This is a genomic window from Shuttleworthella satelles DSM 14600 (assembly GCF_000160115.1).
Taxonomy (GTDB): Bacteria; Bacillota; Clostridia; order Lachnospirales; family Lachnospiraceae; genus Shuttleworthia; species Shuttleworthia satelles.
Genome location: NZ_GG665866.1, coordinates 339,258 through 354,348 on the forward strand (window position 1 = coordinate 339,258; position 15,091 = coordinate 354,348).

A 15,091-nucleotide genomic window follows, 5' to 3' on the forward strand; every position below is an offset into this window, starting at 1 on the left:
AAATTCAAATCGGAATTATAATGATCCCTGTTTACACCATGGGAGTATCGTATGTGACTTTTCATCTCCGAAAGAACCCACAGAGGACATTTTCGAAGATTCAAGAGCCTCTGATTCAGCGGCGCGACCGCGAGACATTGGCAGAAAGGCATACGGAGCGATTGGGACAACGCACATGGTCCCTGCCCGAATCGCTTACAAAGACACAAAGGAGTAACAATGGCTAACGAGAAATTCTGCAAACTTGGAATCGACATCGGTTCCACCACCGTCAAAATTGCCCTCCTGGATGAGGAAAATCATCTCCTCTTCTCTGACTATGAGCGCCATTTTGCCAATATTCGCCAGACCCTCAAGGACCTGATCGAGAAATGCTTCGCCGTCACAGGCGACGTCCGGGTATCTCCTGTCATCACCGGATCCGGCGGACTGACCCTGGCCAAACACCTGGGCATTCCCTTTGAGCAGGAGGTTGTCGCTGTGGCGACCTCTCTGCAGACCTTCCTTCCGAAAACGGATGTCGCAATCGAGCTGGGCGGTGAGGACGCCAAGATCATCTACTTTGAGAACGGAAATGTCGAACAGCGTATGAACGGCGTCTGTGCCGGCGGTACCGGCTCCTTTATTGACCAGATGGCCTCTCTGATCCAGACAGACGCCTCCGGTCTCAATGAATATGCCAAAAACTACAAGTCTCTCTATCAGATTGCCTCCCGCTGCGGCGTCTTTGCCAAGACTGACATCCAGCCCCTGATCAATGAGGGGGCAACCAGGGAAGATCTGGCGGCCTCGATCTTCCAGGCCGTCGTCAACCAGACCATCTCCGGCCTGGCCTGCGGCAAGCCCATTCGCGGCCACGTCGCCTTTCTGGGAGGTCCTCTTCATTTCCTGGACCAGCTGCGCCAGGCCTTCGTTCGCACCCTGCATCTGGATGAAGAACACGCTCTTATGCCAGACAATTCCCACCTCTTCGCCGCCATGGGAAGCGCTCTGAACTGTCACGAGGATCTTGTCATGGACCTCGCGGCCATCAGGGAGAAGTTAAGTCACAAGATCAAGATGGAGATCGAGGTCGCCCGCATGGAGCCCCTCTTTGACAGTGAGGACGACTACAATGACTTCCTGAAGGCCCATGGGAATAATCATGTTCACACGGCCCCCTTAGAAGAGTATCACGGCAGGGCCTATCTGGGCATTGACTCCGGTTCCACCACAACCAAACTGGCCCTGGTCTCTGAGGACGGGGACCTGCTCTACTCCTTCTATTCCAACAACAAGGGCAATCCCCTGGAGACCGCCCGCAAGTCCCTGGAAGAGATCTACGAGAAGCTTCCCTCTGACGCCAGGATTGTACATGCCTGCTCCACCGGTTATGGAGAGGCCTTAATGAAGTCCGCCCTCAAGCTGGAAGAGGGCGAAGTAGAGACCGTGGCTCACTTCTATGCCGCCCAGCACTTCGACCCTCAGGTTGACTGCATCCTGGATATCGGCGGCCAGGACATGAAGTGCATCAAGATCAAGGACAACATGGTTGATTCCGTTCAGCTGAACGAAGCCTGTTCCGCCGGCTGCGGCTCCTTCTTGGAGACCTTCGCGAAGTCCCTGAATTTAAGCATCCAGGACTTCGCCAAGGAGGCGCGCTATGCCAGACAGCCCATTGATCTGGGCACCCGCTGCACCGTCTTCATGAATTCCAAAGTCAAGCAGGCACAAAAGGAAGGTGCGTCCGTAGCGGACATTTCCTCCGGTCTCGCTTATTCCGTCATCAAAAACGCCCTCTTTAAGGTCATTAAGCTCTCTGACGCCTCTGACCTGGGGCAGCACGTCGTTGTCCAGGGCGGCACCTTTTACAACGATGCGGTTTTCCGCGCCTTTGAGCGCATTTCCGGCGTCCACGCGACCCGACCCGACATCGCCGGTATCATGGGCGCCTTCGGCGCCGCTCTCATCGCCAAAGAGCGCTATCGCAAAGATCAGACCACGACCATGCTCTCCATCGATGAGATTCGCGCCCTGACCTATACCACTCACATCCGCCGCTGTCAGTTCTGCAACAACCACTGTATTCTGACCGAAGACCTCTTCAACGACGGACGCGTCTTCATCACCGGCAACCGCTGTGAGCGCGGACTTGGCCTGGAGAAGAATCCGGACCACATTCCAAACCTCTTCGACTACAAGTTCAAGAGGATCTTCCGCTATGCCCCCCTCAAGAAAGAGGAGGCGACCCGCGGCACCATCGGTATCCCCAGAGCCCTCAATATGTATGAGAACTATCCTCTCTGGGCCACCTTTTTGACCGAGCTGGGCTTCCGCATCCAGGTCTCTCCCATGACTAACCGCAAGATCTATGAGCTTGGAATTGAGTCCATTCCCTCCGAGTCCGAGTGCTACCCCGCCAAGCTGACCCACGGCCATATCCAGTGGCTGATCAACAAGGGGGTCGACGCCATCTGGTATCCCGATGTCCCCTACGAGCGCAATGAGTTCCCCGATGCCAACAACAATTACAACTGTCCCATCGTCACCTCCTACGCGGAGAATATCAAAAATAACGTCGACGAGATCAGCAGCGGTAAAATGCGCTTCTTAAACCCCTTCGTCGCCCTCTCCTCCGAGGAGATCATGACGGATCAGCTGATCAAGTACCTGGCCGTAGAAATGCCTGAGATCCCCGAAGAGGAGATCCGCCGCGCCGCCCACGCCGGCTGGCTGGAAATGGATCGTGCCCGCGAAGATATCCGCAAAAAGGGCGAGGAAGTTCTCGACTATCTTCAGAAAAACAAGCGGCGGGGCATTGTTCTCGCCGGCCGTCCCTACCATGTCGATCCTGAGATCAACCACGGAATCGCCGATATGATCACCTCATACGGCATCGCCGTATTGACGGAGGATTCTGTCTCCCACCTGGGACATTTAGACCAGGAGCGGCCCGTCATTGTCATGGACCAGTGGATGTATCACACCCGCATGTACGCCGCCGCCAACTTCGTCAAAAAGCACGAGAACCTGGATCTGATCCAGCTCAACTCCTTCGGCTGCGGCCTGGATGCCGTCACCACCGATCAGGTGGCCGATATCTTAACCGGCTCCGGCAAGATCTACACCTGCCTCAAGATCGATGAGGTCAACAACCTCGGGGCCGCCCGGATCCGCCTCCGCTCCCTTCTGGCCGCCATCCGCGTCCGCGAAGAGCGCAGGGAGACGCGGGAAGTCAACACCTCTGCTTACGAGCGCGTGGTCTTCACCAAAGAGATGAAGAAGAAGTACACCATCCTCGCTCCCCAGATGAGTCCCATCCACTTCGACCTTCTCATGCCCGCCTTCAACGCCGCCGGCTACAATCTGGTGCTTCCGGACGTGCCCGCGAGAACCTGCGTTGACGTCGGCCTCAAGTACGTCAACAATGACGCCTGCTACCCCTCGCTGATCGTCGTTGGCCAGTTCATGGCAGCCGTCAAGTCCGGCAAGTATGACATGGATCAGACCGCCATCCTGATCTCACAGACCGGGGGCGGCTGCCGGGCCTCCAACTACATTGGATTCATTCGCCGCGCCCTGATCAAGGCCGGCTATCCCAATGTCCCTGTCATCTCTATCAATCTGAGCGGCCTGGAGCCAAACCCCGGCTTCTCCTTCACGCCCTCCCTCATCCAGCGGGGACTCTACGCCCTGGAATTCGGCGATATCTTCCTCCGCTGTCTCTACCGGGTCCGTCCCTATGAGCTGGTAGCGGGTTCCGCGGATGCTCTCCATGAGAAATGGGCTGCCCGTGTCAAGGACTTCGTCAGCGCGGATAAGAAGATTCTCTCTCATCGCAAGTACAAGCAGATGTGCCGGGATATCATTCATGATTTCGATACCCTGCCCATCCATGAGGACATGCGAAAGCCCCGCGTCGGCATTGTGGGTGAGATTCTGGTCAAGTATCACCCTGTCGCTAACAACGACCTGGTTTCTGTCCTGGAGCACGAGGGCGCTGAGGCAGTCGTTCCCGATCTGACCGACTTCCTCCTCTACTGCTTCTATAACACCAACTTCAAGGCTGAAAATCTCGGTTTCTCCCAGAAATCCGCCAGACTGGCCAATATGGGGATCAAATTCTTCGAGTGGCTAAGAAAGACCGCCCGCCAGGAATTTGAGAAATCCAGCCGCTTTACTCCACCGGCCCATATCGAGGAGACGGCGGCGAGGACGACCGAGATCGTGTCTCTGGGCAATCAGACCGGCGAGGGCTGGTTTCTGACCGGCGAAATGCTGGAGCTGGTCCATGACGGATGCAAGAACGTCATCTGCATCCAGCCCTTCGGCTGCCTGCCCAACCACATTGTGGGCAAGGGCGTGATCAAAAAGATCCGACACCTTCATCCTGACGCTAACATCTCCGCCATCGACTACGATCCCGGCGCTTCTGAGGTTAACCAGCTCAACCGCATCAAGCTCATGCTGGCTACAGCCAACAAGAACCTGGAAGCGGAGCTTGCGGCTCAGCAGAAAATGGCCTGAAACATTTCAATTAGAGCCTCCGCGACCGTATTTCCGTCGCGGAGGCTCCTTTTTATGGATAAGCTATGTTGCTTATCAGCAAAGGGCGTCTGACTCTAAAATCAGCGAATGATAGGAAGCTTAGAGTTCCAGTAAGCCCGCATCCAAATAGGTCATGGCAAGCGCCTCTCCCAGGGCCGTCAGGGTCCTGACCACGTCCAACAGCTTCACATTGGCCCGAATCCCTGATAAGGTCAGCTCCTCATCCATCTCCGCCTCTGTCTCATATCGGAAGGGACAGAGGCCTTCAGCCGCGAGGAAATCCATCCGATAGGCCTTATTGGAGGCTGTGATCAAAAGCCCCTCTTCCTCCAGTTCCCGCCTGATCTCGCGCAGGTTCTCACTGCCCCGGTAGACGGCTTCCTGGTGTCCGACCCGATAGGCCATCCTGGCCTGATCGGACAACCCCCTCTCATAATCTCTTTCCTGCCTGCCTTTCTGTCCGGCCTGCTCATCCTCCACAAGATTTGAAGTGAGCTCCGAAGTCTCATTGCCCGGCATCTTCTTCGGGCCGGCGATCCTCCCCTTGTCATCCGCCTCAGTTTTGCCACTGTTGATTGTCCTCTGCGCACAGTAAAAGGAAGTATCAGCCATTCGGACGTCATAGTCAACGATATCTCCTTTTGCATTGACAAAGTCCTCCTCCATCCCATAGATGATCAGGTCTGACTGCTGCCTGCGTGCAGAATCCCGCAGGGTGGCCAGAAGCTCTTCGTCATAGTGATACATCGGCTCCAGCAAAAGGAAGTACTTTGGTCTCTTTTCGGACTGAATCTCATCAAAAGTTTCGGCTCCCATCTCAGCCCAGCGCTTCCTGGCCACAGCAAAGAGTCGGTTCTCCCTTTCCTCCGGATTCGAGCTCGGCCTGTCTTCCTGACCCGAATTTGATCTCAGTTCTTCCTCTGAAAGACAGGCGATCCGATCCGGATGCTTCCTGCTCCATTCCCTGGCAATTTCTAAGCTCTCATCTTTGGAAGAGAGATCCGCGATCACCAGTCTCCACCCGTCCTCAGTCTGGGCCAAGAGATCCCGAATGGCCCCCTCCATGTACTCTGCCCCGTCATGAACCGGCATCAAAATCAAAAAAATGGGATCGCCCATACCTGTCTCCATTCCCGCCTTCTCTCTCCCCAAATCCTTGCCCCTCAGTATAACACCTGGCGAAGAGATAAGCCTTGCCCTCGGATAAATATTTTCCGCGTCGGAATTATTTATCTCCAATCCTCTCCCTTGACTCAGCAGTCTGCATCAGCTCCCTGTGGCAATTTGGGATGTGGACTTACAGAGAAAGGCTCTGAATTCACCTTTTCTATCCGTCACTTTTCTATCCGTCATTCATATGTCATCGTTTCTATGTAATCTGCACTCTCTTCCTTTGAGTTATAATCAGCACTCACTTCTTTCGAGTGCTATTGACATCAAATTAATAGAAAACTAAAATAGGAAAGGTAGTCGGGAACAGGGCCGTTCCCCTCAAATTTAATAATCAAGGAGCAATAATATTTATGAGCAGTAAACAAGGATCTCTTTCTATTACATCTGAGAACATCTTTCCGGTCATCAAGAAATGGCTCTACGAAGACCATGATATTTTTATCCGCGAGCTGATTTCCAACGGCTGCGACGCCATTTCCAAACTGCACAAGTTAGACATCATGGGAGAAGTTTCTCTTCCTCTGGATTACAAGGCCAAAATACAGGTTACGGTAAATCCCGAGGATAAGACCCTGACCTTCGTGGACAACGGCATCGGGATGACAGCTGAAGAAGTAGATAAGTACATCAACCAGATCGCCTTCTCCGGCGCGACAGACTTTCTGAACAAGTATAAGGACAAGACCTCTGAGGATCAGATCATCGGTCATTTCGGCCTGGGCTTCTACTCCGCTTTTATGGTGGCTGATACCGTGGAAATCGACTCTCTCTCCTGCCAGGAGGGGGCGACAGCGGTCCACTGGGTCTGTGACGGCGGCACCCAGTATCAGATGGACGAGGGCGATTACGATCAGGTCGGCACGAAGATCACCCTGCATCTGAATGAGGACTGTCTGGAATTCTCCAATGAGTACAAGGTTCGCGAGGTGATCGAGAAATACTGTTCCTTCATGCCCACGGAGATCTATCTGAACAAGGCAAATGCCCCCGAGGAATATGAGACTATTGACGCTTCGGATCTGCGCGAGACGGATCAGGTTGTCGAGGAGATCCACGAGGATGCCAGGTATGAGGAGAAGGAGAAGGAAGACGGGAGTAAGGAAACCGTAGAGGTCTCTCCCGCCAAGGACCAGCGCAAGATCGTAAAGCGCCCTGTCCCCCTCAATGACATCAATCCTCTCTGGGCCAAGACCCCCTCCGACTGTACCGATGACGAGTACCGCGACTTCTACCGCAAGGTCTTCATGGACTACAAGGAGCCCCTCTTCTGGATCCATCTCAATATGGATTACCCCTTCAACCTCAAGGGTATTCTCTATTTCCCCCGGATCAACTCAGAGTATGAGTCCATTGAGGGAACCATCAAGCTCTACAATAACCAGGTCTTCGTCGCCGACAATATCAAGGAGGTCATCCCCGAGTATCTCATGCTCTTAAAAGGGGTCATCGACTGCCCTGATCTTCCCCTGAATGTCTCCCGGTCTGCCCTGCAGAATGACGGATTTGTCAGAAAGATCAGTGACTACATTTCCAAAAAAGTAGCGGACAAGCTGTCCGGTCTCTGCAAGACCGACCGCGAGAACTATGAGAAATACTGGGAGGATATCGCCCCCTTCATCAAATATGGCTGTCTCAAGGACAACAAGTTCTGCGACCGCATGAATGACTATATTCTCTTTAAGGATATTGAGGGCAAGTTCCGCACCCTTCCCGATCTTCTGGTCAAGCCCAAAGAGTCCGAAGCAGAGACTTCCGCGTCCTCAGATTCTGCAGAGGATACCTCCTCTGAAAGCAAATCCCAGGATGGTCAGGATACAAAAGGGGATTCTTCTGACGGGTCAAACGATTCCGACAGGTCTGACGACTCTGACAAGCGGCCTGAGGCAAAGGCAGAGACTGAGGAAAACGCGCCCAAGGAGCCCGAGAAAAAGACCGTCTACTATGTCACCGATGAGCAGCAGCAGAGCCAGTACATCAACATGTTCAAGGACCAGGGCATGGACGCTGTCGTACTCAATACGACCATCGACTCCTCCTTCATCACCCAGTTGGAGCAGCGAAACGAACACTACCAGTTCCGGCGCATCGACTCCGGCCTGACCGATTCTATGACGGAAGATGTCTCCGATGAGGACTTAAAAGAGGCAAATGAGGCCCTGACCGCTCTCTTCCGCAAGGCACTGGGCAACGATAAGCTCTCTGTCTCCGTCGCCAAATTCAAAGATGACTCTGTCTCCTCTCTGCTCACCCAGGAGGAAGAGAGACGTCGCATGCAGGATATGATGAAGATGTACGGGATGGCCGGTATGGATCCCAGCATGTTCCCCAGCAATGAAACGCTGGTTCTCAATGTAGGCAATGAACTGGTCGACTACCTCTTCAAGCATCCGGACGCGGATCGGGCAGAGGATTTCTGTCATCAGCTCTACGATCTGGCAGTTCTGGCCAACCATCCCCTCTCCCCGGAGGAGATGACCGCCTTCATCGCAAGATCCAACCGGATCATGCTTGCGCTGGCGAAGTAAGCGCCTGACAGCTCTGCCGCGCAGTTGAATCAGGCAAAAGACGTCCGGATCCGCATTCATAATGCATCTTAAAATCCGGGTGACAGATAAAATATCTTATTAGAAATCCCCGTGGGACTGACTGGTCGACTAACTCGACCACAGTGACAGTCCCGCGGGGATTTTTGCATGGGAATCAAACATTGCGTCTACTGTATTTACTCTGCTGTATTTGGCTCTCTTGTATTTTTTATCTGCGCCTGCTCTCTTTCTCAGGCAGACGGGCGATCAATCGTCCTCCGTGTTCCTTGAGCCAGGCCCTGCTCCCGCGGTAATCCGGGCAATAATTCTCCACGATCTGCCAGAAGGCAGCCGAATGGTTCATCTCAAAACGATGCGCCAGCTCATGGACGACGACATAATCCTGTACCTGATCTGGACAGAGCATGAGCAGGCAGTTAAAGTTGAGATTTCCCTTAGATGAACAGGAGCCCCAGCGACTTCTCTGCCTCCGAATCGCAATGCGGTTGACCTCGGCCCCCATCTGACGGGCATAATGATCCGTCTTTTCCCTGAGAATCTTCCTGGCTCTTTTGGTCAGTTCCCTCAACTCCTCTTCACTGTAGGCGCTTTTCTCTCCCTGCCCCTGCTCTGATTCCTCAAGGTCAGACTGCCGTCTTTTCAGCTCCCGCAGCTTCTTCTCGATCCAGTCCTCATGATCTCTGACAAAGCGCAGAATACCCCGGTCAGAAATCTCCAATGGGGCCCGCACCAGGATATCTCCATTTCCCTGAATTTCGATCGCGAGGCTCTTTCGCCGACTGCGAATCACATCAAAAGTCCTGGCATTTGCATCTGTACATTTCCTATTCCACCACATGATCTGCATCCAAATACATTAATCCAAGGGCAACCGTCAGAAGAATACAGCAGATCCAGATCGACTTCACGCCCAAAATCACAGAGCAGTTGCCGCCGACGCCGGCTCCGATTCCAAAAATAAGGATCACGGCGAAATAATAGGACGCCTGCTCCATCTGCTGGGCCTTATGATCCTGCATGTAGGCAGAGACGGCCGCGATCCCAGATCTCAGGTTTCCAATGCACATAGTAGAGGCATAGGAGTGACCGGCCACCTTTCGAAAAGACTGAACCTGCATGGCGCAGGAAAAGCTCACCAGGGAACTGGCCAGGATATTCATGGGGCCGATCGGCATAAAACCAACAGCAAAGAGAATTGCTATTTCAAAGAGGAGAATCGCCTGCCTCCAATGGATCCGCCTGGCGTACTTGTATCGATGCTGCACCTGCTCTGCCAAAAACACCCCAAGAGCAAAGGCAAGAATTGGGAACAGATAACTGGCAGCCAGGCGAAACTCGCCCCCCATCAAATGCGTGAACATCAGGACAATATTCCCTGTCTCGGCATTAGAGAAGACGTGATCTCTGAGCATGTAGGTATACGCATCCTGGAATCCTCCGGAAAATGCCAGAAACGCCGCCAGGATAAAGGCCTCTGACATCTGTTCTCTCTTTGTCAGTCTTCGTTTGATTCGATTTCTGCGACTGCTTTTCGACATCTGATTCTGGTCCTGTTCTCTAACTCCCGCGCTTATCTGTCACTCTATCACGATGTCACTGTCTCACCGTTCCCATCGCTTTCCCAGGGGGACAGCTCTTTCCCGCTCAATTCCCCTGATCGCTTTCTCAGAGAGTCCCCTCTTCATCCCTCGACAATAAGAAATCTCCCGTCACCCACAGCGAAGACCTCCGGGATATCTTCCAGGTCCCTGAGCTGCGGGTCGCTGACGTCCATATTATCCGCCAGATACTCCAGGGCCTCCTGTCTGGATCCGACGACAAGAGCACACACCTCATCCAGAAACTCATCCGCCTCCTCGGGACTGGTCGCGACCTCTTCGGGAAAGAGCTGCAGCTGATTAGCCAGAAAAGCCTCCAGAACCTCATCGTCAAAATTGTTCATACTCATGGTTTCTTCCTCGTTCAAACGACCGGCGCACCTGATTGCCGCCTGCATTGCAGAAATAATTATAGGACATCCTCTCAGGCCAGTGCAATCAACAGGGGCAAAGATCAGAATGAAACGGATGGCATAGTTGCACCACCTTCTGATCTTCTGCTATCATAATATGACACAAAATATTCACATTTCGATCTTATTCCTCGGATCCCCGTCCATAGATCTCACTCCCGGAGACCATCCATGTCCTTTGTATTTTCAAACATCCCAATCTGCGGCAAAGATACGATTGAGCAGTACATCATGACCCTGATTGCCGGGGGAGATCTTGGCTACAGAGAGAAGCTGTCCTCCCTGGCGGATCCATCCCAGCCATTCTCCCCTCCTTCAGATGATTCCATTTTGCTCTGGAGACATCTGGCGATCTCCCACCTGCTCCTAGCCTCACGCGCCGCCGCGGATGGGGGACTCCCAGCGCGAACCGCGGCAGATCTCGTCAGCTGCTACCGGCAGGAAATTTCCGACGCCGCACATATTGATCAGCTCAACCGGATCTACGATCATATGATCGATGACTTCGTCCACAGAGTACATGCCCTCCGGCAGGCCTCCGTGCTCTCGGCTCCCATCCGTCAATGTATGAGCTATATAGACTCTCGTTATGATCAGAAACTGACCGCAGACCTCATCTCCTCCAGGGTCGGATACAGCAGCTCCCACCTGTCCCGCAGGTTCAGGGAGGAGCTTGGACTGTCTCTGACAGAATATATTCTGAAGGTGCGCATGGAACACGCCATCCGCCTGCTCCGTCTGTCGCAGCTCAGCATCGCGGACATCTGTGAGGCAGTCGGTTTCCACTCCCAGTCCCACTTCAGCAGACAATTCCGCAAGTACACAGGCACTGCTCCCGGCCTTTTCCGTACGACCGGTTATCTTCCGCCCAGATCCTCTTTTGAGAGATCCAGATAGACCAGACGCCCCAGGGCAAAGGAATACATACAAACCCCGCCCAGGCAAATCGGTTTTTCTTCGCTTGACATAGCGCGCAGGACAGCCTGCGCGTAGAGCAGGAGCTGCGCTTGATATCGTCCGACCAGCTCGCTCTCATCTTGCACCCGATCGGTCTTGTAGTCTAAAAGGAAGATCTTTCCGTCCTCGATGAAGAAGAGATCAATGATTCCCTGCACCAAGATCATATTCTCTCCGACAGCAGCCGCGTCCGTTTCTGATTCTTTCGACGCGGCTGACGGCTGACGCCCCATCAGCCTGTCGATTTCCTTGGGCCTTAATCCCATGACAAATGGCTGTTCCCGATAGAGCCTCCCCTCGACGGCTGACCGGTGAATGCGGTCCGCCATATCCTGCTTTAGGAAGCTCTGAATCCGATCCGGCAGAACCAGTCCCAATTCTTCTTCAGACAGCCTGCCATCCGCCCTCATTTGATCCAATTGCTCCCCCAGTGAGTCGGCGTAATCCTCCCTCGCGAAATCCAGACACTCCATAACCCGGTGCATGGCAGTACCGCGCAGAGCCCCGGGATGAATCTTCTTGTTGTTCTGTCCCCTCTCCTCTGTCACAGCTCTCGCAAATTCGGGAACATATCTGTCCTCATCAACCGGTCGGAAGATCTCCTGCCCCTCTTTCTCTCCCATGCCCAGCTGCATGGAGGCATGCTTGATCTCAGAGACGGAATACTTGCTCTTATAATTTTGACTCGCGGCATAGGGATATCGATAGGCAAAGACCCTCCGCAAATACTGCAGCAGAGCCTCTGTTCCGGGGAGATCTTTCAAGTCCTCCAGGTGATTCGCCGGCGTGCCGTCGCAGTCTGCTCTTCCCGGAGACTCTGCCTGCTCCTGCCCCCATGTCAGCGCCCCGTCTTCTCCCGGGATGTAACAGTGGATGCTCTGCCGATAGAGCTCTCCATAGGAAGCTAACGACGGAAGGATCCAGTCCAGATAATTTTTCGCTCCCATCCGTCTGTGATAGGGGAGCACATAGCCATCCCCCTTGCCGCGGGTCGCCTCCCACTCCTGGTCAAGCCTCTCCTTGAGACGGGACAGACTTCCGCTCAGGATCAGCTTCTCTTTGGCCCGGGTAAGAGCCACATAGAGTACCCGCATCTCCTCCGCCAGACTGTTCTCTTTTCGTTGATCACTCACTGCTCTGTGGAAGAGACTGTCTGACATCGTCCTTTTGGCGGCGTTTCTTGTGCGCAGGGAAATGCCAAGATCCATCTCAATCAACATGTCTCCGCTGCTATCTCGCATGTTGAATTTCTGTCCCAGGCCACAGACAAAGACAACCGGATACTGAAGTCCCTTGCTCTTATGGATACTGGTAATCCGAACCGCGTCGTCCTCTTCACCGATCAATTCCGCCGCTGACAGATCGACGTTATAAGTGCGCAGCTTCTGAATATAATTCATGAAGCGGTAGAGTCCCCGATAGGAGGATCCTTCGAACCGGATAGCCTCGTCGACCAGCTTAAGCAGGTTTGCCCGTCGGATCTGTCCCCCCGGCAGGGCGGTCACATAGTTCAGATAAGCCGTCTCATCCAAAAGCTCCTCGATCAGACGATGAATCGGAGTATATGGAATACGGGCCCGCGCCGCCTCCAGGCGATCGCAGAAATCCAGGACTTTCTGCGGAAGGGAAGTATCCAGCTCCAGCAGATGGCCGGGGCGCTGATCCGAATCCTCCTTCTCCCCCGCAAGAATCCCGCGGCTGTAACTCTCCATGGCCTCAAGAGACTCCCAGAGACAGGCATTCTGAATATCCCGGGATTCGTCACCGCGATCCTGACCGGTCGTAAGTCTTGGATAGGCGGACCGAATCAGATAGAGCTGGTCTTCCGTGAAGGGCTCCCCAAAGACATGGGACAGCATCACCGCCGCCAGACTCCTGTCGTCCTGGCGATTGTTCAAAAGAGAGAGCAGAGCCAGAAAACGGGATACCTCCACCGTATCAAAATATCCCTTGCCGGAGGTGATATGGGCTGGAATTCCCATTTGCGTCAGTCGATCGACAAAAACCTGTCCGTTGGAGCCGGGGCTTCGGAGCAGGATCACAATATCCTGATAGCGAAGTCTGCGAAGGGGATTCTGATCTCCTTCCTCTGCCTCCTCGTTGACTACCTTCTGCTCCTTCATCAGCCGCTGAATACGCTCTCCTATCATATTGGCCTCAAGCTCGGCCTTATCCTCCAGGCCAAGAGCCTCCAGGGCCTCCATGTCCTGCTCACACAGGATAAGCTCCGCCGAATAGGGATCCTCTGCCTTGCCAGAAACAGCCGCGGCCGTCGCAGGATAGTCCGCTCCCAGATGCAGTGCCACATCCTCATGATAGGCGACTCCCCCCAGATCCTCCTGCATAACGCGATAAAAGATGTGATTGGCAAAATCCAGGATCTCCTGTCTGCTTCGAAAGTTCCTGGACAGATCGATCCGCTGCGATCTGACTGTCTTTTGGCTCTCCGCGGTCAGCTTGTCATAGGACTTGAGCTTGCTGTTGAAGAGTTCGGGCCTGGCCTGACGGAAGGAGTAGATGCTCTGTTTGACATCCCCCACCATGAAGGTCTTATGTTCTCCCTGATCCGACCCCGCAACAGCGGAGAGAATCGCCTCCTGCAGGTTGTTGGAGTCCTGATATTCATCGATCATCACTTCGGCGTACTGGCGGCATAAGTTCTCCGCAGTCTCTGTCATCGGATGGGCAGGATCCGCGGGATCGCGAAGAATGCGCAGCGCATAGTGCTCCAGGTCAGCGAAGTCGACTACGTTCTTCTTTCTCTTGCATGCTTCGAAAGAGACCGCATACTCTTTCGTCAGATCCAGCAAGGTCTTCAGATAGGGCGCCATAACAGAGAGCTTGTCAAACTCCGCCGCGGGGTCCCCACTGTAATCCCTGCGGAGCTGCTCGAATACCTTTTTGGACTGATCGCGCAGGTCCTTCGCCCTTGCCTTGAGCTCCTCATCTACCCCCTTTCGCTTGCCTGACAGTTTCTTCCACTGGATCCCGGACAGGATCAGGGCAATCCGGCTGAAATCCTCAGCTTCGCGAATGCTCTCGCAATAGGCCAGATCCGCTTCGATTGCCTCCTGATAATGGGGGCCCCCGGGAAGACGGCTCAATTGCATGGCCTCCTCCAGAAGATCCTCACAGGCTTCTGCCTGACTCTTAATTCTATTTGTCAGCCCCTGTACCCAGGGCATCCGCAGCATATCCTCGGGGCTTTTGACCCGGTAAGTGTCAGAGCAGCGATCCAGCCATTCCATGGGCCAGGGGTCCGCGTTCGCGGTCCCGTAGATGGACATAAGCATATCCGCAAGCGCGTCATCTTTGCCCCGTCTGGCATAGAGGTCAACCAAATCGATAAAGGCCTGATCTTCCATCTCATAGTGCTCATCCATGAGTTGATCCATGACCTCCTGGGCTATCAGACGGATCTCCCCCTCCTCCGCAATGCGAAAATCCGGCTCCAGATCGATCTCATTAAAGTGATTGCGAACCACATAGGCGCAGAAGGAGTCGATAGTCGTAATCTGCGCGGAGTGAACCAGGGTGAGCTGCCTCTGTAGATGGGACAAAAGGGCCTTCTGCCTGTCAGTCGGATCAAGCTGACTTCTGGCCTCATTCACGGCCTCCTGGATGGCCCGGCGAATCTTCTCCTTCATCTCATGTGCCGCCGCCCTGGTGAAGGTCACAACCAAAAGCTGATCCACGTCCAGAGGGGCATCCGGGTCCGTCAGCATACGGATGATACGCTCCACTAAAACCGCAGTCTTCCCGCTTCCCGCGGCGGCAGAGACCAGAAGATCCCTGTCTCTGGCGCGAATAACCTGGCGCTGCTCCGGCGTCCACTTTGTCTCAGACATTGCCTTCTCCTCTTACTTCCGGTTCTCTG

8 protein-coding genes are annotated in these 15,091 nt (G+C 54.1%); 3 read left to right on the plus strand and 5 right to left on the minus strand.

The features are described from left to right. The first annotated feature begins 219 nt into the window (after positions 1-219). Positions 220-4,506: a 2-hydroxyacyl-CoA dehydratase gene (locus GCWU000342_RS01585; RefSeq protein WP_006905435.1), complete on the plus strand. Its 4,287-nt coding sequence runs from the start codon at positions 220-222 to the stop codon at positions 4,504-4,506. A gap of 120 nt (positions 4,507-4,626) precedes the next feature. Here GCWU000342_RS01585 and GCWU000342_RS01590 read toward each other — a convergent pair whose 3' ends face one another. After that, positions 4,627-5,658, minus strand: a complete 1,032-nt coding sequence (locus GCWU000342_RS01590) for a glycosyltransferase family A protein (protein ID WP_169304655.1) — start codon at positions 5,656-5,658, stop codon at positions 4,627-4,629. A 392-nt stretch (positions 5,659-6,050) separates the two neighbouring features. Between GCWU000342_RS01590 and htpG the strand changes: the two genes are divergently transcribed. Then, positions 6,051-8,225, plus strand: coding sequence for a molecular chaperone HtpG (htpG, locus tag GCWU000342_RS01595; protein WP_006905437.1), 2,175 nt, complete (start codon positions 6,051-6,053; stop codon positions 8,223-8,225). Positions 8,226-8,454: 229 nt separating this feature from the next. Here the strand turns inward: htpG and GCWU000342_RS01600 are convergent, their stop codons facing one another. From GCWU000342_RS01600 to GCWU000342_RS01610, 3 genes are all read right to left on the minus strand, one after another. After that, the gene (locus tag GCWU000342_RS01600; RefSeq protein WP_156784464.1) at positions 8,455-9,084 is read right to left on the minus strand and encodes a M48 family metallopeptidase; all 630 of its coding nucleotides are present in this window, start codon (positions 9,082-9,084) and stop codon (positions 8,455-8,457) included. Then, on the minus strand, positions 9,071-9,784 hold the full coding sequence (locus GCWU000342_RS01605) for a YoaK family protein (protein WP_242649959.1): 714 nt from the start codon (positions 9,782-9,784) through the stop codon (positions 9,071-9,073). Before GCWU000342_RS01605 ends, GCWU000342_RS01600 begins: the two co-directional genes overlap by 14 nt. A gap of 143 nt (positions 9,785-9,927) precedes the next feature. Further along, on the minus strand, positions 9,928-10,194 hold the full coding sequence (locus GCWU000342_RS01610) for a glyoxalase (protein WP_242649960.1): 267 nt from the start codon (positions 10,192-10,194) through the stop codon (positions 9,928-9,930). 234 nt (positions 10,195-10,428) lie between these two features. Here GCWU000342_RS01610 and GCWU000342_RS01615 point away from each other — a divergent pair, with 234 nt between their 5' ends. Then, complete coding sequence (locus GCWU000342_RS01615) at positions 10,429-11,154, plus strand: helix-turn-helix transcriptional regulator (RefSeq protein ID WP_044960568.1); 726 nt, start codon at positions 10,429-10,431, stop codon at positions 11,152-11,154. Here the strand turns inward: GCWU000342_RS01615 and addA are convergent. Next, positions 11,115-15,062, minus strand: coding sequence for a helicase-exonuclease AddAB subunit AddA (addA, locus tag GCWU000342_RS01620; protein WP_006905444.1), 3,948 nt, complete (start codon positions 15,060-15,062; stop codon positions 11,115-11,117). The two genes, GCWU000342_RS01615 and addA, sit on opposite strands and share 40 nt — an antisense overlap. Between the last annotated feature and the right edge of the window lie 29 nt (positions 15,063-15,091).

What these genes read in the sequence shown, in the direction of transcription:
- GCWU000342_RS01610 (WP_242649960.1), bottom strand. Translation starts at nt 10,194, where the DNA reads ATGAGTATGAACAATTTTGACGATGAGGTTCTGGAGGCTTTTCTGGCT.
- htpG (WP_006905437.1), top strand. Translation starts at nt 6,051, where the DNA reads ATGAGCAGTAAACAAGGATCTCTTTCTATTACATCTGAGAACATCTTT.
- GCWU000342_RS01605 (WP_242649959.1), bottom strand. Translation starts at nt 9,784, where the DNA reads ATGTCGAAAAGCAGTCGCAGAAATCGAATCAAACGAAGACTGACAAAG.
- GCWU000342_RS01590 (WP_169304655.1), bottom strand. Translation starts at nt 5,658, where the DNA reads ATGGAGACAGGTATGGGCGATCCCATTTTTTTGATTTTGATGCCGGTT.
- GCWU000342_RS01615 (WP_044960568.1), top strand. Translation starts at nt 10,429, where the DNA reads ATGTCCTTTGTATTTTCAAACATCCCAATCTGCGGCAAAGATACGATT.
- GCWU000342_RS01585 (WP_006905435.1), top strand. Translation starts at nt 220, where the DNA reads ATGGCTAACGAGAAATTCTGCAAACTTGGAATCGACATCGGTTCCACC.
- GCWU000342_RS01600 (WP_156784464.1), bottom strand. Translation starts at nt 9,084, where the DNA reads ATGTGGTGGAATAGGAAATGTACAGATGCAAATGCCAGGACTTTTGAT.
- addA (WP_006905444.1), bottom strand. Translation starts at nt 15,062, where the DNA reads ATGTCTGAGACAAAGTGGACGCCGGAGCAGCGCCAGGTTATTCGCGCC.